Origin of the sequence: Affinundibacterium baiyunense (assembly GCF_018139645.1) — a bacterium.
Lineage (GTDB): Bacteria > Pseudomonadota > Gammaproteobacteria > Burkholderiales > Burkholderiaceae_D > Undibacterium > Undibacterium baiyunense.
Genome location: NZ_JAGSPM010000005.1, coordinates 92,102 through 116,113 on the forward strand (window position 1 = coordinate 92,102; position 24,012 = coordinate 116,113).

The 24,012-nt window shown below is 45.3% G+C and carries 20 protein-coding genes; 7 read left to right on the forward strand and 13 right to left on the reverse strand.

The features are described from left to right. Window positions 1–7: 7 nt before the first annotated feature. The 7 genes from KDM92_RS09705 to KDM92_RS09735 form a co-directional block, all read right to left on the reverse strand. Complete coding sequence (locus KDM92_RS09705; RefSeq protein ID WP_230408274.1) at window positions 8–733, reverse strand: formylglycine-generating enzyme family protein; 726 nt, start codon at window positions 731–733, stop codon at window positions 8–10. Between the two features lie 338 nt (window positions 734–1,071). Then, window positions 1,072–1,593, reverse strand: a complete 522-nt coding sequence (locus KDM92_RS09710; RefSeq protein WP_212684159.1) for a YcnI family copper-binding membrane protein — start codon at window positions 1,591–1,593, stop codon at window positions 1,072–1,074. 9 nt (window positions 1,594–1,602) lie between these two features. Continuing rightward, window positions 1,603–1,824: a hypothetical protein gene (locus KDM92_RS09715; protein WP_212684160.1), complete on the reverse strand. Its 222-nt coding sequence runs from the start codon at window positions 1,822–1,824 to the stop codon at window positions 1,603–1,605. 325 nt (window positions 1,825–2,149) lie between these two features. Then, window positions 2,150–2,608 carry a copper chaperone PCu(A)C gene (locus KDM92_RS09720; RefSeq protein ID WP_212684161.1) on the reverse strand — a complete coding sequence of 153 codons (459 nt, stop codon included), beginning with the start codon at window positions 2,606–2,608 and terminating at the stop codon, window positions 2,150–2,152. A gap of 68 nt (window positions 2,609–2,676) precedes the next feature. Next, a complete protein-coding gene (locus KDM92_RS09725; RefSeq protein WP_212684162.1) occupies window positions 2,677–3,282 on the reverse strand; it encodes an SCO family protein in 606 nt (201 codons plus the stop codon). Window positions 3,283–3,669: 387 nt separating this feature from the next. After that, the gene (locus KDM92_RS09730) at window positions 3,670–5,988 is read right to left on the reverse strand and encodes a TonB-dependent receptor (RefSeq protein WP_212684163.1); all 2,319 of its coding nucleotides are present in this window, start codon (window positions 5,986–5,988) and stop codon (window positions 3,670–3,672) included. Window positions 5,989–6,166: 178 nt separating this feature from the next. Beyond that, entirely contained in the window at window positions 6,167–6,544 is a 378-nt protein-coding gene (locus KDM92_RS09735) for a hypothetical protein (RefSeq protein ID WP_212684164.1), read from the reverse strand. 263 nt (window positions 6,545–6,807) lie between these two features. On the opposite strand from KDM92_RS09735, the gene KDM92_RS09740 reads away from it, so the two are divergent. Then, entirely contained in the window at window positions 6,808–7,278 is a 471-nt protein-coding gene (locus KDM92_RS09740; RefSeq protein WP_212684344.1) for a CreA family protein, read from the forward strand. A gap of 108 nt (window positions 7,279–7,386) precedes the next feature. Next, window positions 7,387–8,253, forward strand: a complete 867-nt coding sequence (locus tag KDM92_RS09745) for an HDOD domain-containing protein (protein ID WP_212684165.1) — start codon at window positions 7,387–7,389, stop codon at window positions 8,251–8,253. Window positions 8,254–8,357: 104 nt separating this feature from the next. On the opposite strand, the gene KDM92_RS09750 is transcribed toward KDM92_RS09745, so the two are convergent. After that, entirely contained in the window at window positions 8,358–8,555 is a 198-nt protein-coding gene (locus KDM92_RS09750; RefSeq protein WP_189346429.1) for a hypothetical protein, read from the reverse strand. A gap of 201 nt (window positions 8,556–8,756) precedes the next feature. Further along, on the reverse strand, window positions 8,757–10,238 hold the full coding sequence (dacB, locus tag KDM92_RS09755; RefSeq protein ID WP_212684166.1) for a D-alanyl-D-alanine carboxypeptidase/D-alanyl-D-alanine endopeptidase: 1,482 nt from the start codon (window positions 10,236–10,238) through the stop codon (window positions 8,757–8,759). Window positions 10,239–10,581: 343 nt separating this feature from the next. Here dacB and KDM92_RS09760 point away from each other — a divergent pair, with 343 nt between their 5' ends. From KDM92_RS09760 to KDM92_RS09775, 4 genes are all read left to right on the forward strand, one after another. Then, the gene (locus KDM92_RS09760; protein ID WP_212684167.1) at window positions 10,582–13,911 is read left to right on the forward strand and encodes a S41 family peptidase; all 3,330 of its coding nucleotides are present in this window, start codon (window positions 10,582–10,584) and stop codon (window positions 13,909–13,911) included. Window positions 13,912–14,585: 674 nt separating this feature from the next. After that, entirely contained in the window at window positions 14,586–16,802 is a 2,217-nt protein-coding gene (locus tag KDM92_RS09765) for a serine hydrolase (protein WP_212684168.1), read from the forward strand. 290 nt (window positions 16,803–17,092) lie between these two features. Beyond that, window positions 17,093–17,509 (forward strand): TFIIB-type zinc ribbon-containing protein, encoded by a 417-nt coding sequence (locus tag KDM92_RS19140; protein ID WP_212684169.1) that lies wholly within the window; start codon window positions 17,093–17,095, stop codon window positions 17,507–17,509. A gap of 248 nt (window positions 17,510–17,757) precedes the next feature. Next, complete coding sequence (locus KDM92_RS09775) at window positions 17,758–18,651, forward strand: MipA/OmpV family protein (protein WP_212684170.1); 894 nt, start codon at window positions 17,758–17,760, stop codon at window positions 18,649–18,651. Between the two features lie 58 nt (window positions 18,652–18,709). On the opposite strand, the gene KDM92_RS09780 is transcribed toward KDM92_RS09775, so the two are convergent. The 4 genes from KDM92_RS09780 to KDM92_RS09795 form a co-directional block, all read right to left on the reverse strand. After that, window positions 18,710–20,062, reverse strand: a complete 1,353-nt coding sequence (locus KDM92_RS09780) for an NAD(P)/FAD-dependent oxidoreductase (protein ID WP_230408275.1) — start codon at window positions 20,060–20,062, stop codon at window positions 18,710–18,712. After that, on the reverse strand, window positions 20,059–20,331 hold the full coding sequence (locus tag KDM92_RS09785) for a 2Fe-2S iron-sulfur cluster-binding protein (RefSeq protein ID WP_212684172.1): 273 nt from the start codon (window positions 20,329–20,331) through the stop codon (window positions 20,059–20,061). The genes KDM92_RS09780 and KDM92_RS09785 overlap by 4 nt, the downstream gene beginning before the upstream one ends. A 69-nt stretch (window positions 20,332–20,400) precedes the next feature. Then, window positions 20,401–21,546: an NAD(P)/FAD-dependent oxidoreductase gene (locus KDM92_RS09790; RefSeq protein WP_212684173.1), complete on the reverse strand. Its 1,146-nt coding sequence runs from the start codon at window positions 21,544–21,546 to the stop codon at window positions 20,401–20,403. 32 nt (window positions 21,547–21,578) lie between these two features. After that, entirely contained in the window at window positions 21,579–22,544 is a 966-nt protein-coding gene (locus KDM92_RS09795) for a 4-hydroxyproline epimerase (protein ID WP_212684174.1), read from the reverse strand. A 398-nt stretch (window positions 22,545–22,942) separates the two neighbouring features. Here KDM92_RS09795 and ltaE point away from each other — a divergent pair, with 398 nt between their 5' ends. After that, a complete protein-coding gene (ltaE, locus tag KDM92_RS09800) occupies window positions 22,943–23,950 on the forward strand; it encodes a low-specificity L-threonine aldolase (protein ID WP_212684345.1) in 1,008 nt (335 codons plus the stop codon). The last annotated feature ends 62 nt before the right edge of the window (window positions 23,951–24,012 follow it).

Sequence of the window (24,012 nt, forward strand, 5' to 3'; positions counted from 1 at the left end):
TCAGGGATTATTTAGCGGTCCGAGCGAGTCGAAATCCTAGGTCATCTACGTGGAAAGTGGGGTGGCTCTTTCGGCGGCACGACGCACGACAACCTCGCGGAGAGTCGAACCAACCGCCACCACGGAAGACTCGGTAAGAGCCATAGACCTTTGCGTCGTAAATATCCCAGCACCATTCCCAAACATTGCCAATCATGTCGTAGAGACCCCAGTTATTTGACTTCTTTGTTCCGACCTCATGCAGATATTGGCCTGAGTTATCGCGGTACCAAGCAATCTCACTTAGTTCGCCGTATCTGACCTCAGTACTACCTGCTCTGCAGGCGTACTCCCATTCAGCTTCTGAAGGTAGCCTGTAGCCATCTAGTTTCCAGTCGCACGACACTTCACCGGCAGTGTCAAACGAATAGCATTTTGGTAAACCAGCCTGTTGGGAGAGTTGGTTGCAGAAGTGAATAGCATCGATCCAAGAAATATCGACGATAGGTTTATTCCGGTCGTTAATGTTAACGACTTGATCTCTGGCTATGAAGTGGAAGTACTGCTCTTGAGTGACGACAAACTTGCTTATGAGGTAGGGCAGCAGATGGACTGTCCAAAAGCGATCTGTTCCCTCATCTTTCAGTGTGATTGTGCCAGCATCTACCCTCACCATTTCAGCAGCAATATGCTCGGTAGCAGCGCCTTGTAGTTTATTCTGATTCATGTTTTGTGCATTCGGAATCGTTGTCATGATGCCCAACTAGATGTAGTCGTAACAATGTCGCCTAAAATTTCAGGTGACGATGCATAATACGCCTCATACAACCCATCTTAAATCCGCATAACTACTATTTTTTCTCTATTTTCTCTAATTATCGGTAATTGTCATCGTACAAAAATAGCGATGAAAAGTGTCGGCGATAAAGAGAATGATCCTAGCAAATTATGAATTGGCGTCAAACAAGCAAATTTCTTTGTTGCCGTGCGATTTCTTATTCAGACCTAAAAAAGACGCAATAGACAAATCGATGTAGGAAATCGCCTTTGAATTAAATTCCGCGAACTTTATACTACACCTATCGCCATCGCTTAGTGATGCGGTGCGATATCGTTTGGGGCTTCGACTTCGAGCACGGGCGCGGGTGATTTGAGTGCTTTGCTGCTTTGTCCTTCAGTGGGGATTTCTATCCAATCGAGGCGACCTTTTTCGCATAATTGCGTAACTTTAAAATACTGCTTGCCGACTTCATCGCTGAGTTTGACTTGGATTGAGAATTCGTCGTAATACGCATCGGGCAATTGGCCGCCGCTCCACGTCACTTCGCGCACCCCAGTGGTGATGGTTTTGCCATGCGATTCATAAGGTTTGCTCAGCGTTTTGCTGACTGTGTCAATTTTCCAGCCAGGTTTGAGCATGGGCTTTGCGCCTGTTGCGGCTTCTGGCAAACTGATTTTGACGGTATGCGTGGTACTACCTTCGCAGCCGTGGCCGATTTTGAATGTGAGCTTGTGATAGCTGCCTGCTTTGGCTTTTGCTTGCTCTAGTGTGACGTGGGCGTTGGCGATGCTAGTGAAAGTGAATAAGCAGAGAGGTAATAACAGGTTTTTCATGATGTTGTTTTAGATTGCGCGATGGATGGCATTGTTTGCTTGTGTTGCGTGGTGTTGTGTTTGCTGACTTGCTGGACTTATCAGCTTCAGTTCAATGACTGGTGTCGGCGGTGTTCTCTGTATCGCTTGATTCAGATAAAAGGCATAACCGTGCCAGATCGCCAATGCCACAATCGCAGCGACATTGAAACAACGCATCGTGCTGAAAAACATCGATAAATTGGACTTCATTTTTCCTCCTGCTTTTTGCTTATTTGCTTGACTTGTTTGGTGTTCGCGCTGTTCAGTTGAGCATTGTTTTTGCGTAAAGCCATTCACACGAAAGGCCTACTCCTGAGCGCTTTCGTCGTGGGCGGGGATGAGTCAGTCTCTGCTTTGATTTGCAATATTTAAGTAAAAAAAGTGATTACTGCACTACTTTGCCTTAAAAGTTACTATGCAACTTCTGAACCACCCTCACCCTAACCCTCTCCCGCTTGCAGGAGAGGGAATATGAGCCTGCCTTCGCAGGGATGACACTTTAAATTTTTCGATTTATCTGAACGACATCAGATGCTTAATGTTGCATCTTGTGCGCCGTTGTATTCATCGCTTTGCCGACTGCTTTAACTTCGATCGTTTGTGTTTTTTTGTCTTTGCCTTCGATGGTCAGTGTCAATGGCACGACATCGCCTTCTTTGACTTGCGCATTCAAGCCCATCAGCATGACGTGGTAGCTGCCTGGCTTTAGTTCAACTGCTTTACCCGCTGGCAGATCTAAGCTCATGATTTGACGCATTTTCATGACGTCTTTATCCATTTCCATCGTGTGAATTTCTACGGTTTTTGCAGCAGGAGATGTCGCTGAGATCAGCTTCAGGTCTTGAGTTGCCGTTAATTGCATAAATGCGCCAGTGGCTTTTTGTTGCGGTACAGTGGCGCGCACCCAAGGATCTTTTACCGCAACTTGTGAGAATGCTGCAGCACTGATAGACAAACTGAGGGCAGCGAAGAGTGGAGTGATGATTTTTTTCATGGTCTTTCCTTTCGTTGGTGGGGACTACATAAAATATAAAGTTGATTACATTAGATTGCTGCAAAAAGCTAAGCGGCATGCTGCATTAACTGACGAATATCCGATGCGAATTGATCGGCGCTATGTTCATGCCGCATCGCCAATCGGATTTTGCCTGTGGTGTCGAACAGATAGCTCAATGTCGAGTGATCCATGGTGTAACTACTACCAGTAGCGACCTTAGCATAGAAGACTTTAAATTCATCAGCAACTTGTTTTGTCTGTTCGGCAGTACCACGTAAGCCAATAAAACTAGGGTCAAAGTTTTGTGTGTAAGCGCGCATGAGATCCGCTGTGTCACGTTCTGGATCGATACTGATGAAGATCACTTGTAATTGATCACCGTCTTTGCCGAGTTTTTGTTTGACTGCTGCGGCGCGAGCGAGTGCAGTTGGGCAGATATCAGGACACTGCGTAAAGCCGAAAAAAACCAAGACATAACGCCCTTTAAAATCGGCCAGTTGGCGCTGCTTGCCATCGCTGTCATTGAGTTCAAAGTCGCGACAATAATCAGCGCCTGTGATGTCGATGCTGTTGAATTTGAACGCTTTTTTGTCGCACGCAGATAGACCCAATACCAAGCTAATCGCCAGAAATTGCCTACGTTGTTTGGATAAATTAGAAGTTGAATCCATCTTAAAATCCTTATCTTGATTTGGTAAATCTGCTATTCGTTTTTAACTGTTGTTTGGCTGAAGAAGAGAGGGATTCAAATGACTGTGCAATTTCTGAATCACCCTCACCCTAGCCCTCTCCCGCCAGCGGGAGAGGGGACTTTTACCCAAATTACTTCACCTAGTTTTCAAGTCATACGCAATTTTTTTGAACGACTTGGTTTGCAACTCCCTTCTCCCGCAAGCGGGAGAAGGGTTGGGGATGAGGGTAGTTCAGATTAGATAAACAATATTTTAGAAATCTAAACTAAGTCATCTCTTGATCATCAAAAACGACCGTGTCATTTCCGAACTTCTCTCACCCTAACTATGCCCCGCATACGGGCGAGGAAACTTTTTAACGTACTACTAATAATCAAACTTTAATTCCGCTACCACACTGCGCTGGGTGTAGGGGTGGAATGCCCAATACTTTTTGTTGTTCAGATTATCGATACCAATTGCTCCACTCCATTGCTTGTCGAGTTTGTAGCGAATACGTAAATCCGCCACCAAGAAACTCGAAAAACCGAAGTAGGTGAAAGCATTGCTGTCGCTATTGTCCAAGGAACCGTATTGACGACCACTGTAACGTACGCCGAGTGTGGTGGTAAGTTGTTCGTTGGCACGATAGCTGGCGACAAAATTCGCACGCCATTGCGGTACACGCGGCTGCCATTTGCCGACACTCTTCTGAAACTTATCGTTCTTAACAATTTTTGAATCTGCATACGTCACACTAGCGGCTAGATCAAGACCATTGATCATCACGTCACTATTTTGATATGCCAGCTCTAAACCATTGGTGCGGATTTTGTCGACGTTTTGAATATTCGTAATGTTTGGTGTGACCAAGGTATTGGTTTGTGAATACAAGGCGTCGTCGGTGTCTTCATGGAAGAAGGTCGCACGTAGTAAACCTTTGCCATCGTTGAGTGATTGTTCTGCGCTCCATTCGCTAGTCCAAGATTTTTCGGGCTTGAGATTAGGATCGTTGTTGACGATGGTTTGCGTTGATACTGTTCCTTGATAAAGTTCCGATACCGTTGGCATACGTACTGCACGTCCTAGCGATGCTTTTAAGGTGAGTTCATCACTTGCGCGGAACGCTACTGCGACCTTGGGTGAGAAGTAGTTCTCATCGCGTGTGCCAAAAGCTAGGGTGGTGCTGGCGTTGGAGATGGCTCCATCATGTGCAGACCATTGTTCAAAACGACCACCAAGGATGGTTTTCCATGTCGCATTGATGCGCCATGCGTCTTGTAGGAAGAAGCTGTTCAGTTCAGAGTCGCCACGGAAAGCGGAGAAACGTTTGCTGGCTGCGCCGTTGATCCAGTCGGTGGTATCGGATACTAAAGTACGTAATTTGTACGCTTCGCGTTGATAGCCAAATTCAGCGGTGTGTTCGGCATTTGGGCGCCAGATGCCTTTTAAGGCGAGCGTGTTCCAACCTGTGCCGCTACCATCAGTGACACGACCAGCACCACCCGCGTCTGCGCTTGGAATTGCTACGGTGGGCGCACGTGCTATATCTTTGTTGTAGTCATACAGGCTCGCCGCAAGTTCCCAATCCCAAGTTCCTTTGGTATTGCTTTTTACGTGCAATCCGTGGGTGATATGTTCGAGCTGATTTTTGCTATTCGCCATATCGGTAGGGTTGATCGTATATTTTTTTCCGGCGATGTTTACGTCACCGCTATATACCGTGTTGCCAGCTGCATCGCGTAAATAGCTTTCAACCGAGCTATTCATATCATTGCGCCAAACACCGAAGGTATAACTTGCTCTTAGGGTTGGTGTGATGTCATAAGCTAGTTTGACCTTGGCGTGATCTTGTATGGTGTGATATTGCCCAGTTGCTGCCATCAACCACCAATCTTGGCCCTGTGGATTTTTGCCGGCAATTGCACCTGTTACAGCTTTTCCAGCGTTACCTGTGACGCCAGCAGAAACCAGTTTATTGGTGAATGCAATAGGATGACCATCGCTATCTAAACGATTGATATTCACCCACCAAGAGAAGGCACCTTGTTTATCACCAACGCTGCCACTTAGTTGTTTGCCGCTAAATTTTTTGTCGGTACCGTATTCTTGAAAGTTCTCGGAGAAGCCAACTAGCTTGGCATGGGCTTCAAATTTTTCTGGCATGCGAGTGACGTAATCAACTACCGCTCCAACTGAGTTTCCTGAATAGGCAGCAGAAAATGGCCCGTACAAAACATCAACACGTTGGATTTCTTCTGGTGTAACTAAGCCCCAGCGCGGTGTGAAAGTAGCGCCATTACCTAACAAATTGGATAAAAGAATGCCATCTGCATACACGATAGAGCGCGCACTATTACCAGTGCCCGATGCACGTGTTGCTAATACCGCGTGGTTGAAATCACCGACATAGCGCTTGCGCACTAACAAGCTTGGTAGATATTTGAGTGCATCTTCGGCATCAATCGCGTTGATGGTTTTCTCGATATCTTTTGCATTAATCCCTTCGATCGTGGTGGGGATTTCTGTTGGCAAACTAGTTGGTTTATCGCCCTTGATGACGACACGATCAACGCTCGCTTTATCTTCTGTTGGTTGATGGGCGCTCAGCTTGCTTAGTTCGTTGGCAAAAGTCGATTGTGATAAACAAGGAAAGGCGGCAGCGATCGCGCAAGCAATCACTGCTGGACGTAAAATGGTTTTCATACACGTTAGCTTCAAATCCTGCGGCATGAAGTCAGTTGCATCAGCCACAGCTTAATTCAATGGGTGAACTAGCGAATTGGCGATGGAATTCATCAAAGCCAAGCTAAGTTCGCGACATGTGCAATCCCATTTCAGTGCATAGCTCGATGCACTTACAATGAAGAATTGTCAGATTGAATTAAGTGAGAACTGGTGGCCCGCGGGCGGGTAGGGGAGCCGCAACGATGGCCGCTAGACGAGCGGCAGGAATCGATTGCGTTGCATAAGATAAAGCGTGAACTGGTGGGCAAACTTCAGGTATCGGGACATCTGGTGCGATGGCGGTGGGCATACAAAACGAACACTCTAAGCTGTGTGTCGTCGTCTTGCCTTCAACAATCTTGCCAGACTCGTTGACGAATTTGATTCCCGTGCTGGTACAAATCATGCTGATACCTTTTCCACTAAACACAGGTGCAGCCATCGCAACGCTCAGCGTTAATCCGTAAAGGAATAACACAGCGATCACGAGCTTGTTGGCGCGACGTAAGCGTTGGAATAGAGAAAATGTCAGCATGGGCGGCATTGTAGCAGGAAACATTTGAAGTGGTGTTGATGCTACGCAGACTTTGTGTTGCGCAGTGATAAACTCGAACTTCATTTTGTAGATTGAACTAATATCGCTAGAGTTTGTTCTACACAAGTTTAGACTCATGCACATTTGTTCGCTGTTTTTGGATGAAAAGATCGATGTATGTTGAGTTAATTAATTCACTTAGTTTTGTTTATAGATGGGGGATGAATATGTTGCAAAAATATACGGCCACTTTAAAAACGAGTATGACCGCCGTGCTCGTGACTGCATTCACCTTCACGTGTATCAGCGGCTTCGCACACGCGCAAAAAATTGGCAGTGTCGATACGGTATTCAAGTTTATTGGTCCCGATCATAAGATAGTGGTGGAAGCTTATGATGACCCTAAAGTGAAAGGGGTGACTTGTTATGTGTCACGTGCTAAGACTGGCGGCATTAAAGGTGGTTTAGGCTTAGCCGAAGATAAAGCCGAGGCGTCAATATCTTGCCATCAAGTCGGACCGATTAGTTTTGACAAGCCTTTAAATCAACAAGAAGAAGTTTTTAATCAAAGCTTGTCGATCTTATTTAAAAAATTACGTATCGTGCGTATGGTGGATGTGCAGCGCAATAGTCTTGTGTATTTGACCTATTCCGATAAATTGATTGAGGGTTCTCCGCAAAATAGTGTGACTGCGGTGCCGGTGGATAGAAAAATTGCCATACCAATTAAGTAATTTTCTTATGATTTAGAACATGCTTAGAATTGATTTCCAAGTGGAAATAATGTCTAATACTGTGCACCTGCTGTCCCTGCGATAATTTAAAAAAACTCTTACAAAAAAATGAATCAACAAATTCAACCGGTGGTCAACGACAAACAAGCGGTCGATAATTTATTAAAAACGATCCGCATTCCGCCACGTCCAAGCTTGTTGGTTGATTTGCAAAAGGAGTTAAACAAAGATGAGCCAAGCGCCAAAGGCATGGCAAAAATCATCGCTAACGATGTTGCCTTGGCAGCGTCTCTTCTCAAATTAACAAACTCCCCGTTCTTTGGCTTGCGTCTAAAAGCCCAATCAGTTGATCATGCAGTCAGTTTGATTGGTACGACACAAACCGGTATTTTGATGACGGGGATCATTGCTCGTCAGTCGATTAGTAGTGGTGCGAGTTCTATGGGTAAGTTTTGGGATTTCTCTAGTAAACGCGCTCAAGCATTAAGTGCCATGGTGCGACGTACTTCTGTTTGTTCGGCTGATGTGGCGCACACCTTTGGTTTATTTTGCGATATCGGTGTGCCTATTTTGATGGAGCGTTTTCCTGAGTATGCAGAGACTTGGAAGAAAGCCAATAGCGAATTCGATTTGCCGTTAACCGCAGTTGAAGATCAACACCACATCACGAATCATGCCTCGATTGGCTCTTTGATGGCGCGTACTTGGGGTTTGCCTGAGCAAGTCTCAACTGCGATTTTGCTGCATCATGATTACAAAACTTTAGAAGATACCGCCACCGATGATAGCGTGCGTGGCTTAATCGCCTTGTGTGCTTTGGCAGAGTATGCGATTCAAAAATATGAAGGACAAGAGCGTCCCGCCGAGTGGTATAAGGGTGGTGAAATGGTTTGTCAGTATCTTGGTATTAGTGCAGAAGATGCGGAAGATTGGAGCGAAGAGCTGCAAGAGTCCTTCAACTCCGCACATTCATAAAAGCAAGCGGTTTAGATCAGCGTTTACATCAATGTTGACATCAACACTGATATTACACATGGCAACAGTGTCGATGCCTTACTTGAGGCGAACTCCGCAACCGTCTAATTGGGTTTGAATCCCAACAAGCGCGCAGGCAAAAGCAAAATGGCGCGCAGTAACTCAAACACCGCATCGACTGTGATACCGATTAAACGGAACGGCAGCAGAATTAGCCATACCAGTGGATACAGCACCAATGCTAGCAAGGCCAAGGGCCAGCACAAAATAAAAACCACAATCCAAATTAAAAATCCCAACATCGCGTTTCCTCAAAGATGGTTGTTAGACCAGACTGTACGATAGATTATTCGTCGCTAAAACCAAAATCAGATCAACTGCATTTTTTGAGGTATAAAAGCGCAAATAAGCTGATCAGTGGTGATCGTTTCTGATAAGAATTTTGCTTCGAATGCAGTCTTGCAATAACGGCGGCGCGTCATTGTAAGATCGCAAGACGCGCTTTATTCTCTGCCACTTGCTAGCCAAGCGATAATTTCATCTAGCACAGCTTTCGCTTTGCTAGTTGCGGTCTCTTCCGTATTCATGATGGCAACGACTATCCAGTCTTTCTGCTGTTTGTCACGAACATAGCCCGCAATGGCCATCACATTTTTGAGATAGCCGGTCTTGATTCTTGCTCTTGCCTCTGCGCTGCTATTTTTTAGTCGATTACGCATGCTGCCATCGACGCCGACGATTGGTAAGCTGCTGGCAAATTCTGGGTACCAATTGCTGTTGGCAGCCACACGCAAAATTTGCGCTAGTTGAGCGCTGGAAATTCTGTCTATGCGCGACAAACCCGAGCCGTTTTCTATCAGTAAGCCTTGATCTGGAATACGATGTTTGGCAAACCATTCGCGAACAACAGCATTTGCGGCTTGATTAGTATCCGCAAAGTTTTTTGCCAGCGTTGATTCTGCACCCAGCGTTAAAAACGCAATGCGCGTCATCGCATTATCAGAAAATTTGTTAATGATACGTAAGGTGTCTGCCAATGTTTCTGAGTCTTTCTGCTGCAATAATTTGGCGTTGGCTGGCACATTGCCATCGACGATTTTACCTTGCCATTCTCCACCTAGTTCACGCCAAAGTGCGCGTATGACTGTGCCAATATAAAGATTGCGTTCTAATAGATTGAGGTAGATATTGGCCTGACAGTTTTTTGGAAAGCTGCCTTGAAAGTTGAGTTCAATTTGCTGGTTTTCTAAGAGCTTGATTTGAGGAGCGAGCCAGCCATTTTTCCATTGATTGCAAGCTGCTTTGCTAGATTTCATTTGATTGATCAAGCGTACATTGTCTTGCGGCGTCGTCAGTTTGATGTCGATAGACGTGTTATCTGATGTGAGGTTAAATGCACTGATATTGCTGTGGATGAGTAATGCATCTGGTATTACATTGTAATAAGCATCGGGATTTTCATCAAAGGCTGGGGCGTTTATTTCCGGACGACTTGGCTGGAAATAGCTACGATCCAAAACAATATCTCCCTGTATCTCGCGTAAGCCTTGCTGGCGCAAGTTTCTCAACATTTGGCTTAATTTGTCCCAGGTAAAATTGGGGTCGCCGCCACCTTTCAAGTACAGGTTTCCTTTCAGTTGTGCGGCTTTAATCGGCACATCACTATAGATTTGCGTTTTCCAGCGAAAATTTGGACCTAGTTCGTCCAAGGCAATGAACGAAGTCAGCACTTTTAAGGTTGATGCAGGACTTACCAATGTTTCTGCTTGATGACTCAACAGCGCTTGTCCTTCATGGGCGGGCAAGATTTGCAAGTGCAATTGACTAGCTTGGAGGCCTGTTTTTTTAATTAGCTGATCGACGTTCGTCGGCAGCGAGTCTTGTGCAAAACTGGGTAAGTGACACGAGAGGCTTAAGAGCGACACAAGAAAGAATGCGCGGCTAAGACGTTTAGCCAAGGTTTGATGAAGAGAATGAGGTGACATGCTTGTTTCCTGAGCGGTGATTCTTGGTCAAGTAGTTTTCTTTTAATTATGACACGTTCAATTTGCAATTAAGTGAGCTGAAGAGAACTGAAGTGAACTTAAATGAACTTTATGGCGTAGGCTAACTCTATTTTCTTTTACTAAAATGCGTGAAATCGCAATAACTTAGTTGTTATATCAAATTCATCAAGAGAATGAGATTTGTAGTAAACACAAGTGATGGTAAAAGTAGAATCAGGATGTAGAGTCAAAAAGTAGAGTCAAAAAGTAGAAGTTGCGTTTGATAGAAGTTATTTAGTGAATCCTAGCGAAACCAAATAGTTAATCTTAAGAGGAGACTGTAATGCCTGTATCCATTATTAAAAAAACGACCATCAGTTTGATGCTTGGCGCTTGTTTTGTGAGCGCTTCTGCATTTGCTGACACTCAATTATTACGCCAACCCAGCGTCTCACGCGATCATTTGGCTTTTGTCTATGGTGGTGACATTTGGTTAGCCGATCGCGATGGGAAAAATCCTACGCGCTTAACACAACATCCAGCAGCAGAGTTTGCGCCAACTTTTTCTCCCGACGGTAAATGGCTAGCGTTTTCAGCGTCCTATGATCGCAATACCGATGTGTATGTGATGCCAGCCAAAGGTGGCGAGGCGCGTCGTTTGAGTTGGCATCCAGGTGCTGATGTTGTGGTTGGTTGGAGCCCTGATAGTAAACGGATTTTATTCTCATCTGGTCGCGAGATTAGCGTTAGCAGAAGTACCCATTTATATGAAGTGAGCGTTGAAGGTGGACATGAGCAAAAAGTGATGGATGCGATTGCTTTCGAAGGCAATTGGTCCGCTGATGGTAAGTGGTTGGCTTATCGTCCTTTTCCGCAAGCCTACGCTGGCAGTAGTGGCTGGCGTCAGCATCGTGGTGGAACCACACCACCAATTTGGTTGATTGATATTGCAGGTAAAAAGCTAGAAAAAATTCCGCATGAAAATGCGAGTGATAAATCACCAGTATGGATAGGTGATGATGTTTATTTTATTTCAGATAGAAATGATGGTGCCGCCAACCTATTCAGCTATAACCGCAAAAGTAAATTGGTCAAGCAGCTAAGCAAAGAGATGGTGTGGGACATTCGTAGTATGAGTGCGTATGACAAAACGATTGTGTATGAAGTCGGTGGCATTTTTAAAGAGTTCGATACAGTAAGCGGCAAAACTAAAACCCTCACTATCGACCTTAGTGCACAGACAGCACAAGCAAATCAATTACGACCACAGTGGAAAGATGCGGCTGCCAATATGACTTCGGCGAGTTTGTCGCCGACCGGCAAACGTGTTGTGGTAACAGCACGTGGCGAAGTTTTTACGGTGCCAGTGAAAGATGGCTCGGTGCGTAACCTGACCGAGACCGCCGGCGTGCGTGAAAAAGATGCGAGTTGGAGTCCGGATGGAAAAAGTATTGCCTATATTTCAGACGCGGGTATTGAGCATAAGATCGTGATCAAAGATCAAACTGGCGGCGACACCAGCAAGAGCTTTTCATTAGGCAAAACCGGTTACTTCAGTTTGCTTGATTGGTCGCCAAACAGTCAGATGATTGTTTTTCAAGACAATCATTTGCAATTGTTTGTATTGAATATCGCACAAGGAAAAATTACCAAACTGGATGAGAGTGCGCGTCGTTCGACTTTCAATATTTCTTTTTCAAGTGATAGCCGCTGGTTAGCCTACACCGTCGCGGGTGCTAATCATTTTTCACAAATCAAGCTCTATGATTTTACTTCCGGAAAAAGTACCACCATTACTGATGGTTTGAGCGATGCCGATTTCCCGGCCTTTGCTCCCAAGGATTATCTCTACTTCACTGCATCTACCAACGCTGGACCTACTCATGTTGGTCTTGATATGTCGAGCCAAGAACGGCCATTGCGTAATGGCATTTACGCTGTGGTATTGGCGGCAGATGGCAAGTCACCATTACTGCCGAAGTCGGGCGACGAAGAAGTGAAGAAAGAAATGAAGTCGGATGGCGATTCAAGTAAAGATAATGCGAAGAAAGACGACGCAAAGAAAGATGATGCCAAAAAAGATGAAGTTGCTAAATCTAGCAAAGCTATAAAAATCGATTTGGCAGGAATCCAACAACGCATCGTTGCCTTACCGATTGCCGAAAGAAATAATTTATCGCTGCAAGTGGCTAGTGATGGAGGTCTATTTTTCTTAGAGCGTCCACAACCGGGTGTGAGCAACGATCCTCCAGCGGAACGCAGCGGCAACACCGCCAACTTGATGCGTTTTAATGCAGAAGATAAGAAAGCAAAATTAGTTAAAGCGGGCATCGCGAATTACAGTTTAAGTGCCGATGGCAAAAAACTGTTATTGCAATCGACTGGTGCCAAATTAGAAATTGCGGATGCTGCAGAAAAAATTGATCCTAAACCAATCAACCTGAGTGGCTTAAGAATGCGAGTTGATCCACGTGCAGAGTGGGAGCAAATTTTTAATGAAACTTGGTGGATGCAGAAAGAGTTTTTCTACGACGCTAATTTGCATGGCATCGATTGGGATGCGATTTACAAACGTTACCATCCTATGCTCAAGCATGTACAACGCCGTGAAGATTTGAATGACTTGATGGTCGAGATGATCGGTGAATTACAAGTCGGTCATAACCGTGTCGGTGGTGGTGATATCCATCAAGAAACGCCTATTGCGGTAGGCTTATTAGGTGCTGATTTTAGTTTTGAGAATGGCTATGTCAGGATTAAATCGATTTTGAAAGGCGATCGTTGGAGCCCGTTTGCGCCTGCGCCTTTGGCCATCCCCGGTTTGGATGTAAAAGAGGGCGATTACCTAGTTGCGATTGATGGCAAAACGATAGACGCAAAAACCAATTTGTTCTCTTTGTTAGAGAATAAAGTCGGCAAGCAAGTCAACTTAAGCATCATGCGCGATTTGACGAGCAAGACGACGCATCAAGTGGTGGTGCAACCCATTGCGAACGAAGCCGAGCTACGTCAATGGCATTGGATAGAGAAAAATCGTGAGTACGTGCAAAAGAAAACCGATGGCAAGGTCGCTTATGTGTATCTACCGAATACCGGAGGTGAGGGCTACCAGTACTTTAATCGCATGTTCTATGCGCAAGCCGAAAAATTCGCATTGATCGTCGATGAACGCCGTAATGGTGGTGGGCAAGCTGCCAATTACATTACGGATGTATTGAGTCGACAATATCTAGCGGGTTGGAAAGATCGCGATGGCATGATCTATGAAACACCAGGCGCAGCGATTTATGGCCCTAAAGCGATGTTGATTGATCAGGACGCAGGTTCGGGTGGTGATTTCTTGCCGTATGCATTTAAACGCATGAAGCTGGGTACCTTGATAGGCAAGCGCACCTGGGGTGGTTTGATTGGTATCTCTGCTAATCCGAATTTGATTGATGGAGGTAATTTGGTAGTGCCATTCTTCCGCTTCTTTACGCCAGATAACGAGTGGCGTATAGAAAATGAAGGCGTCGCCCCAGATATCGACGTTGATCTCGATCCTATCGAAGTCAATCAAGGTAGAGACCCGCAATTAGATGCTGCGATTAAAGACGTGACAGAAAGATTAAAAACTTATCGCGACATCAAACTACGTGTGGCTCCGCCTATGCCGAGAAAGCTTGGGCAATAGTTTTTCAAATTTTCCATTTTAACTGTCGTTTTTGAGGTGGTTGCATGAAGTGGTGCAACCATTTCTTCTGATGAGATAACTTCATTTGCTCTCAATCGGAATCAATGCATAAACGTACCTAGGATTGAACGAGGCTTCAATAAGGGGCCTCGTCCGCAAGATGGTCATCCTATTCTGTTTAATATCCTCATACCTAGAGTCTTAATCCTAGCGATTTTTTTGTAGGTAGCTTACGTTCAAAAAAATTAGACTTGAATTGTCATGTCGTTTGACATGCTTTTTTTGTCGTTCGTCATTTTCGACTTCACATTAATTTTGTAGGTAATAACATAAACGAGTTCGAAGCTTAGTTGTGTCTTTGTTGAGCGAGATTGCTGTTGAACGTGTAGCCAAATGTTGCAAATTCATTCTAAAGATGCGTCTTCATCATGTGAAGTATTTAGGGATGATATTGATCATTTGTAGACCTACTGTTCCTCGGTTTAACCTGATATTTCCAAAATTTGGATCTCTGTTTTTCTCATACACACAAGTTGCACAATTAATTTTTTCGATTACTGGCAGCAGTTGTGCCTGAAGCAGCGACGAAAAAGGTCGTCACTTTTTGATGAACAACTTTGTTTGGGATTGACGATTTGACGAAATGATTTTTTAAAATTTGGAAAGAAACAAAGATGCAAGTAAAAACTATTTTGGCGTGGAGCGTATCATTTTTGTGCATGCAATTTATTGTACATAGTTCTGTAGCTTCAACGGGAAGAGGATTTTCTGAGTTGATTGAATCTGCAGAGTACGACAATAAAGGAAATTTTCCGACAGCAAGCTCTTGGAAAGGGACAGTGAATTTGTCAAACGGTAAAGTATTGGTGCTTGACCTGCGGCTAGCGCAAGTTGAAAAAGAATGGCATGGCAGCATTTCAATTCCTCAGCAAGGTGCAAAGGATCTAAAGTTAAAAGACATCCAGATTGATGGTCACAATCTACAATTTAGCATTGCAGATGTGAAGGGTACACCAACTTTTGTTGGGCATTTCGATGCTGTGAGTAGAAAAATTGAGGGGGAATTTAGTCAGAGTGGCACTAAAACCCCTTTCTCTTTGACGCAGTACGATTCTGCACAAACTATTGAATCGCTACAGAACCTTAACTCTGTAACACCGAGTGTTTTACCATTGCTAAAAGACTTTGAAAAAGATGTAGAGAAAATTCGTATGGATTGGAAAGTTCCGGGTGTTGCTGTTGTGATTGTGAAGGGAGATCAAATTCTGTTTTCGCGGGGGTTCGGATTACGAAATGTCGATAAACAGTTACCTATGACATCGGATACATTACTGCCAATTGGCAGTGCTAGTAAAGCATTTACGACGGCAATGATGGCCGTATTAGTGGATGAAGGGAAACTGGCATGGGATCAACCTGTCAGAAATTGGCTACCAGAATTCAAGTTGTATGATGAAAAGGCGAGTGAACGACTCACTCCTTTAGATTTAGTAACCCATCGTAGTGGTTTGCCGCGTCATGATGCACTTTGGTATAACGCGAAACATCCGCGCCAAGATTTGGTACGGCGATTGCGATATCTTGAACCGAGTAAGGATTTGGGTTCTGTCTTTCAATATAATAATCTGCTATTTATGACAGCAGGATATTTGACCGAGTGTATAACCGGGCAGACATGGGAAGACATGGTAGGCGAACGTTTGTTGCAACCCCTTGGGATGGCACGAAGTAATTTCAGTATTGAGCAAACACGCCAAGATTCCGATTTTTCGCAACCATATCGCCTAGCCAAAAATGGCGAGCCACGACAGATTTCTTTTCGTTCTTTAGGTTCGATGAATCCTGCTGGCGGCCTTAATACATCAGCAAATGAACTATCTGCTTGGTTACGCTTACATTTGAACAATGGACGGCACATAGGCAAACAAGTGTTAAGTGCCGATATTATGCAAATGATGCAGAAGATCCACATTCGTACTGGGGAGGAAAACAGTGTTGATGTGAAAGATAGAAGTTATGCAGTTGGTTGGTTCAGTGATATTTATCGCGGTCACGTGCGCTTACATCATGGTGGAAAAATTGATGGTTTCTCATCCATGGTGACATTATTGCCTCAGGAGGGAATCGGAGTTGCTGTGCTCAGTAATCTTGAGGGATCGCCAATACGCGAATTCATTACTAGAAATGCTTTAGATCGCCTACTAAAGTTGGAAGTACGTGATAACAGCGCGCTAGCGTTGCAAAGAAAAGTAGTTCAAAAAGAAGACACGAATTCAGTCGCCAAGTCCGTAACAGGCATTCGTAAAGTGGGAACTCAAACTAGCCAAGCACTTTCGTCGTATGTTGGTAAGTATGAGCATCCAGCCTATGGAGTTGTTACTGTTAGCCTGCAACAAGATCGACTACAGTTGGTCTTGAATGATAACCGCACATTGCTTACACATTGGCACTACGATAGTTTTGTCGGCGATGTTATAGAGGATGGTGACTCTATATTTGCTAATCAGCGCGTGCAATTTTTTACTGATCGAAATGGCGATATTGCCTCTTTGCATATCGAATTGGAATCATCCGTCAAAGATATCGTATTTACACGCGAGAAAGAAGCGAATGCGGCAGACGCGGAATTTTTGAGACGATTCACGGGCACTTTCACTTTTGATGGAAATCGTGAATTTAAAATAGGACTGCAAGATAAGTCATTGTATGCTGAAATGGTAGGGCGTCCGCGTTATGTCTTACAACTGGTAAGTGGCTATCGGTTCGAACTTCAAGGGTTGAGAGGCTATGGTATTGAGTTTAAACTGGGAAAAGACGGTAGGTTTGATCAAGCAGAACTGATTCGTCCAAATGATAGTTCACAGGCGACTCGAAAGCACGTGAATCAATGATTGAGGAACAGAACTGGCTAATCTAAGAATCGATGTTTTTAGTTACTCGCGGTATTAATTCCTGCCTATTTTGGACAATATGATTGAGGTGGTAAATCTATAGTAATTTTACCGCGGGAACTCTGCACGATGCGCCCAACAAAGCGCTTAAAATGCCGTTAACGAACGTTCCTCCTGCTTCTGTAATTATCGTATTTGATCTTCGTTCGTCGAGTATGAGCTTGGCTTGGGCATGGGTTTATCTACATAGTGATTTCTATTTATATTGGGAAAGAAAGAGAGTTTGCGCGATGAAATGTCCCGTTTGTGAAAATACGAATTTATTGATGTCTGAACGTCAGGGAATAGAAATTGATTACTGCCCGCAGTGCCGTGGCGTTTGGTTAGATCGCGGTGAGTTGGACAAAATCATTGAGCGTTCTGGCGTGGCAAGCTCTGCAGCGGCTGGTGATGTTGTGAATACGATGCCAGCAGCTGCACCAGCCGTGCCTAGCTATCCTACGCAAGCGGTGCCACAACCACAGCCGCAACATCAGTCACAACATCAGCCCTATCCGCAACAGCATCAACCTTATCCGCAGCCAACTCAGCATTATTCTTCACAGCATAGACATCAATCTAGCCACACTTATCCGCAGCATCATCATGGCGGTCATTACAAGAAGAAAAAAGAAGGCTTCTTGTCTGATTTGTTTGACTTTGATTGATCACGGCCGACTGCGTTCGATTAATTCTTAGTTGGGGGCGGACGGTATTAACGCTCTGGTGATGGAAATGGTCAGCGTTATGCCTGCATCATTCAATATGCTGGGACATTGTGAACCGAGCTAGTGTGGTGTTTACGATGTTTTCTCAGCATTTCTTTTTGGTCGCCTCGGTCATGATCCCATTTTATGTTGAGCTGCGTTACACTGCGAATTCTCTTGCTCAAAATCATGTTTTTAAAGGTTAGACTATGCTCAAAGCGGTGCTCATTCCAACAGCTTTACTTTTCTCCCTCGCTACTTACGCCTCGGCACAAGAATTGAATGCGTCGCCGAACGAACAAATTCAGCAAGATGCACAAACTAGTAAACCAGCCTTGGTGAAAGATGTTGAGCCATTGCCTTTGTGGGAGTTTGGTGCCTCCGCATTCGCACTCAGTCAACAGGCTTATCCTGGTTCGGATACGTATGTGAATCGCTTTTTAGCGGTGCCGTATTTTTTATATCGCGGCGAGCATTTCCGCGTCGATCGTGGTAATACCGGATATCGCGCAATCAAAACGCCGCGCTTTGAATTTGATGTTGGGTTTGCTGGTGCCTTGGGCTCTAGCTCTGACAAGGTGAGTGCGCGACGCGGTATGGAAAAACTCGGCAATATGATTGAGTTTGGGCCGCGTTTAAAATGGAACATCAGCGAGCCCGAGGCAAATGGTCGCTGGCGTTTTGAGTTGCCGGTGCGTGCCGTATTTGATGTAAGTAATAGCTTCAAGCGCAAAGGTATTACAGTTGAACCGGAGTTGACTTTCGAACGCCGTGCATTCGGTGGCTGGCGCTACAGCACTGGCATTTCGACAGTGTGGGGTAATCGACAAATGGCGGAAACTTTTTACCAAGTTAGACCAGATCAAGTTTTAGCTGATCGTGCTGCTTATCAAGCCAAGCAGGGAATTATTTCTTGGCGCTTGTCAGCATTTTTATCACATTCTTACACCAATAATTTCCGCGTGTTTGGTGGTGTTCGTGTAGATAGTGTTACCGGCGCGGCGAACGAAAATAGTCCGTTAGTTAAGCGTAAAACAGCGCCGTCTGTGTTGATAGGTTTGACCTATACATGGATGCGTTCAGAGCGGCCAGAGATTGAGTGAGATAAGAAGACGCTCCTTTTTTGGGAGCGTTTTTTTGTGAGACTTTTTCTCAAGCAAATTACTTTGTATCGTTTTCACAAGCAATCATCAAACTAGCAATTTTCATCGAAGTCATTGGTAATCTTCCACTGTCTTTTTCCCAAGAAAACAGAAAGCGATTGGCATTGCCGCAGATACGTCCTTGGCAGGCGCCCATGCCGCAGCGCGTGTGTAATTTCGCATCGCGCCAATCGCTGTGTTGTTCCAATTGTCCGTAAGTCACGTCTTCACAACGACAGACGATGGTATCTGCTTGGCATAGATGTTTTAGCTCGTCACGTAAGCCAAATGCTTGATGCAGACGCTGTGCGAAGCCACGCCACTTATGGCGTTGTGCTTTGTATTTAGATGAAATACTTTGTCCGCTCGCGGCGAGGCCTGCAATTGTTCCTTCTGCTAATGCTAAATCAACACCGCCGATCCCTGTACCTTCACCAGCACAGTACACACCATGCAGACTAGTTTCTTGTGCTTCGTTCACCTGTACTTTTGGATAAGTCTTGTCGTCGAGAATGGCGCAGCCTAGCACTGTCGCGAGTTCAGTATTCGGCATTAGGCCATAACCGCAGGCGAGCATGTCACATGGGATATCTTGTACTTCACCTTGAATTGAGACGCGGACGCAGGCTAAGGTGTTTTCCTTAATTGTATCGTTTGAGGCTTCTTTCGTGGTTTCTTTTTTTGCACTCTCGTCTGTTGATGCGTGTGCTGACACTACATAGCTATTAGCGTGATAGCGAGTCTCCAGAGTTTTGTGCATCGTCCGCATCAATTGATAGGCTTGCGTGATTTTGCTTGGCGTTGCAATTAAGCCGAGTGCAAAACGACTCAGTTGTCCAAATTTCGCTTGCTCGATCACGTGAGTAACGTGCGCGCCGCGCTCAATTAAGCTCGCCGCAACAGCAAATAATAATGGACCACTACCAGCGACGATGATACGTTTTCCGGCGACTGGATAGGCCGCTTTGGCTAAAGCTTGTAAGCCTCCCGCGCCAGTCACACCATTTAAGGTCCAACCAGGGAAGGGCAGTAATAATTCACGCGCTCCGGTACATAAAATCATTTTATTCGCAGAAAAAATCTGCGTCTGATTGTTGGCTTGTTTCTCTACGACGATTTGATAAGTATCGTCGCGCTTTGTTGCATGTACGACTTTGGCACCAAAGTGAAATTGCACTTGCGTGCTTTGACTTAATTGTTGCCATAGCTTTGTGGCGCGCGTATCTTTTTGGTGATCCGCACCGCCGCGCCAAATTTGCCCACCCGAAGCATGATTGTCGTCAATGATGTCGATTTGCGCACCCGATGCGAGGGCAGCAGCAGCGGCAGCTAAGCCTGCGGGGCCTGCACCGATAATGATGATTTTACTCATGCGCATTCTCCCGTCAAAATTTGCATTTGATCAGTGCACATCGTTTGGCAGGCGAGTTGATGTGATGCGCCATTAATCGTCACACGGCATTCTTGGCACACACCCATGCCGCAGAATGCAGTGCGCGGCATTCCTGTTACAGATAATCTGGTTTGTGGCTTGCCGCACTTTGCCAGTGCGGCGGCAACGCTGATACCGCTTTCCACTTGATGCATCTGACCATTAATGCTGATGGAGATTGAACTAGATGATGCTGGTGCAGAATTCATATCACTGCTCATTTCTATGCTGATTTTGTAAGATTCTTTTTTTAAATGTACTTAGCTTGTGCGCCGCACTCAATGCGGGTTTAGATCGCGTGAGGGCCAATAAGCTTCGACTGCGATCTTACTCGGTTGACGACAAATCTGATCGCATAAAATTTGCGCAGTGGCGAGTGAGGTGGTGATACCCAAGCCTTCATGACCCGTTGCCATCCATACGTGTTGACGGCTTGGATGTGGCCCAATATAAGGCAAGCCATCAGGTGTCGCAGCACGAAAACCAGTCCATGCGCGAATGCCTTTTAGCTGTGCGAGTGCTGGCACATAAGTACAAGCTTGCGCTAACATTTTTCCTAAAATCGCATGATCGATTTCTTTATGCGTCACATCAAACTGGCGGGATGAACCGATAAAAACTTGTCCAGTTGGACGTGGTTGCAGATTGAACGCGACTGAATCACCATCTGATGCATGTGCGCTTTTGATATAGCCAAGTTCTACCAACTGATGGCGTATGAATTTGGGATAACGGTCGGTGATAAGTAGATGGCCTTTTTTATAGCGTAGCGGCAGGTCATCAATTAGTTTTGTTGATGCTAAACCGTTGGCGACAACAATATGATTTGCTTGGATTTCGTTACCATCTGCGAGTTTGACTGCTTGGTTCATGATGTCGACGACACTTGCTTTAATCCGCTCTGCGCCGTGTTCAAGTGCGATATTCAGTAATAGCTGCGCGCTTTTGGGTGGATAAACAAGTGCATCTTGATGCACTAATAAACCACCAGCTAAACCTGCACGTAGCTGTGGTTCACGTTCGGCTAGTTGACTAGCGCTGAGTAATTCGCAGCGCACATCATGTGCTTGTAAGACCTGTAATTTAGCGCGTGCTGCTTCAACTTCTTCTTCATCTGCTGCAACCCAAATCGTACCGCACTCGCTGTATTCATGTTTGGCAGCCTCGTTTGGATGACGATGTACCAATTGTCGCCACAATTCTAATGAATAACGGCTCAGCGCCAACTCAGCAGGGTTATCATCCATCACCACTAAATGCCCCATGCCAGCGGCAGTCGTACCTCCACCAATCGTACTTGGCTCGATAATGCCAACACGCAAACCAGCCTGCGCTAAGCTAGCGGCACTGGCGCAACCGATAATGCCGCCACCGATAATGAGTGCATCGTAGTTTGTCTTTGTTGTACGCTGTAAATCAGTCATTGAGGTACTCTTCGTTTTTCGCAGTTTGGTTTCTAGCGGATGCCATACACAAATGGATCATTGTCTTGCAAGATCAAGCTTGATTCTGCATTGACAAATGCTGTCCCACGTATGGTTGGATGGATTTTTCCGCTTTCGCTGTGTGCTCGAAAGCTAGCTTCAAATACGCTACCAATGATACTTTCTTGACGCCAGATTTCACCTGCCTTGAGTTTGCCATCGGCAGCTAGGCATGCGAGTTTGGCGCTGGTTCCTGTGCCACAAGGAGAGCGGTCGTACGCCTTGCCTGGGCAGAGCACGAAATTTTGACTGTCGTTTTCGCTCGCTGATGGTGGACCGAATAGTTCAATGTGATCGATCTCTCCACCGTTATCACCTCGAATCCCTGCCGCATTTAAGGCTTCTCTCACGCGCCATGCAAAGCTGGTTAAGGCTTCGATGTTCGCTAAACGCATATCTTGACCATGATCTGCAATCAAGAAGAACCAGTTGCCACCCCAAGCGATATCGCCTGTGACTGGTCCATGATCTTCCACCTCGATCGTGACCGCATGTTGTGCCCGATACGCAGCGACGTTATGGACACTCACACTGTGATCTGGATGTAATTCAACTTCGACCGCACCTACAGGCGTATCGATTTTGTGGCGACCGATTTGCAAAACACCCTGGTACGCTAAGGTGGCAACTAGTCCTATCGTGCCATGACCACACATGCCGAGGTAGCCGACATTATTAAAAAAGATTACGCCAACTGAGCAGCTTGGATCGTGCGGCTTACACAGTAGCGCACCAACTAAAACATCAGAGCCACGAGGTTCACAAACAACCGCGCTGCGAATGTGATCAAATTTTTCTTTAAATACGTTGACACGTTCTGATAGCGGACCATCGCCTAGATCTGGACCTCCATCAACGATTAGGCGCGTTGGCTCGCCTCCGGTATGAGAATCAATAATTTGAATTTTTGTCACTTGCTGATTGGCTTGGCTTAGCATGAATAAACTCCAGCTGAATATTGATTTAGATTTGATCTAGTGCGAAATTGAAAGTGTTATCGATAGCGAAATCGAGACCATATCGCAGTGTAGCGATCTTCTGCTCGACTTGTCTTGCTAATTTATGCTGGTTCAGATGCCGATTTCGGCACAGTGAAATTGTTGTACTTGTATCTGTTGTCGTCATCGATTTAGTTTGGCGACGATGTCGCGGTATAGTCCATGCATACGCAAGTTACTTCGCCTACGAGAGCGGGAACCTATTTGCTAATTTGCTTTCCAAATCGGCTCGTGAGTTCTAAAAATAAGCAGGAAAAGAAAATTGCTGCGCTTGATATTTTCGCTGTCTTATTACCTACTATTTACTTTTACCAAAGAAAAGCATAGCCATGTCAAATTTGATTGATTTTAGAAGTGATACCGTAACGCGACCAACTGAAGCAATGCGTGCTGTGATGAGCCGTGCTGAGGTCGGTGATGACGTGTATGGCGACGATCCTAGTGTGAATGCCTTAGAGGCCAAGATGGCAGCGTTGACAGGAATGGAATCCGCGATGCTAGTCGCAAGTGGTACACAAAGCAATTTAGTCGCCTTGTTGACGCATTGTGGGCGAGGTGATGAATATATTGTTGGCCAAAATTATCACACTTATTTGTATGAATCTGGCGGTGCTGCATCCTTAGGAAGTATTGTTCCGCAGCCAGTGCCTGTCGAGGCAGATGGCAGTTTAGATTTGCAAAAAGTTGCGGCGGTAATTAAACCGAATGACGTGCATTATGCAGTATCGAGTTTGCTCAGTTTAGAAAATACGCATTCTGGCAAAGTGATTTCAAATAACTATTTGCAAGCCGCCATCGCGTTTGCTCATTCGCACGATATGGCCTGTCATTTGGATGGTGCGCGTGTATTTAATGCGGCGGTGGCACAGACTATTCCGGTGATCGATATCACGCAAGCTTTTGATACGGTGTCGGTTTGCTGCTCCAAAGGTTTAGGCGCACCGATAGGAAGTGTTTTGTGTGGTCCGCGCGATTTTATTCATGAGGCGCGTCGTTGGCGCAAGATGGTGGGTGGTGGGATGCGACAAGCGGGAATTATCGCAGCCGCTATTGATTATGCGTTGGATCACCATGTTAATCGTTTGGCAGATGACCATGCAAATGCACTGCAATTGCAGCATGCTTTGAGTCAAATCGCCGAACTCAGCGTGGAGGCTGCGCATACAAATATGTTGTACATCGAATTTGCCAGCAAAGAAATTGGCTTGTGTGCGGGTGATTATTTGCGCAGCAAAGGTATCATTATCTCTGCTGGGAAAAGAGTACGTTTGGTTACGCATCTTGATATTAGTGCGGAAGATGTTGAACGCTTTGTGGCAGAACTTAAACAGTTCTTCCTACAATAAAATTCAGTAATAGATTTTTGCAAGTAAGTAATGCTCGGTGTTGATGCGGTGTCGATGATTAG

Excerpts from the sequence above, each read along its gene's own strand:
- KDM92_RS09705 (WP_230408274.1), bottom strand. The coding sequence starts at position 733 with ATGACAACGATTCCGAATGCACAAAACATGAATCAGAATAAACTACAA.
- KDM92_RS09710 (WP_212684159.1), bottom strand. The coding sequence starts at position 1,593 with ATGAAAAACCTGTTATTACCTCTCTGCTTATTCACTTTCACTAGCATC.
- KDM92_RS09715 (WP_212684160.1), bottom strand. The coding sequence starts at position 1,824 with ATGAAGTCCAATTTATCGATGTTTTTCAGCACGATGCGTTGTTTCAAT.
- KDM92_RS09720 (WP_212684161.1), bottom strand. The coding sequence starts at position 2,608 with ATGAAAAAAATCATCACTCCACTCTTCGCTGCCCTCAGTTTGTCTATC.
- KDM92_RS09725 (WP_212684162.1), bottom strand. The coding sequence starts at position 3,282 with ATGGATTCAACTTCTAATTTATCCAAACAACGTAGGCAATTTCTGGCG.
- KDM92_RS09730 (WP_212684163.1), bottom strand. The coding sequence starts at position 5,988 with ATGAAAACCATTTTACGTCCAGCAGTGATTGCTTGCGCGATCGCTGCC.
- KDM92_RS09735 (WP_212684164.1), bottom strand. The coding sequence starts at position 6,544 with ATGCTGACATTTTCTCTATTCCAACGCTTACGTCGCGCCAACAAGCTC.
- KDM92_RS09740 (WP_212684344.1), top strand. The coding sequence starts at position 6,808 with ATGACCGCCGTGCTCGTGACTGCATTCACCTTCACGTGTATCAGCGGC.
- KDM92_RS09745 (WP_212684165.1), top strand. The coding sequence starts at position 7,387 with ATGAATCAACAAATTCAACCGGTGGTCAACGACAAACAAGCGGTCGAT.
- KDM92_RS09750 (WP_189346429.1), bottom strand. The coding sequence starts at position 8,555 with ATGTTGGGATTTTTAATTTGGATTGTGGTTTTTATTTTGTGCTGGCCC.
- dacB (WP_212684166.1), bottom strand. The coding sequence starts at position 10,238 with ATGTCACCTCATTCTCTTCATCAAACCTTGGCTAAACGTCTTAGCCGC.
- KDM92_RS09760 (WP_212684167.1), top strand. The coding sequence starts at position 10,582 with ATGCCTGTATCCATTATTAAAAAAACGACCATCAGTTTGATGCTTGGC.
- KDM92_RS09765 (WP_212684168.1), top strand. The coding sequence starts at position 14,586 with ATGCAAGTAAAAACTATTTTGGCGTGGAGCGTATCATTTTTGTGCATG.
- KDM92_RS19140 (WP_212684169.1), top strand. The coding sequence starts at position 17,093 with ATGAAATGTCCCGTTTGTGAAAATACGAATTTATTGATGTCTGAACGT.
- KDM92_RS09775 (WP_212684170.1), top strand. The coding sequence starts at position 17,758 with ATGCTCAAAGCGGTGCTCATTCCAACAGCTTTACTTTTCTCCCTCGCT.
- KDM92_RS09780 (WP_230408275.1), bottom strand. The coding sequence starts at position 20,062 with ATGAGTAAAATCATCATTATCGGTGCAGGCCCCGCAGGCTTAGCTGCC.
- KDM92_RS09785 (WP_212684172.1), bottom strand. The coding sequence starts at position 20,331 with ATGAATTCTGCACCAGCATCATCTAGTTCAATCTCCATCAGCATTAAT.
- KDM92_RS09790 (WP_212684173.1), bottom strand. The coding sequence starts at position 21,546 with ATGACTGATTTACAGCGTACAACAAAGACAAACTACGATGCACTCATT.
- KDM92_RS09795 (WP_212684174.1), bottom strand. The coding sequence starts at position 22,544 with ATGCTAAGCCAAGCCAATCAGCAAGTGACAAAAATTCAAATTATTGAT.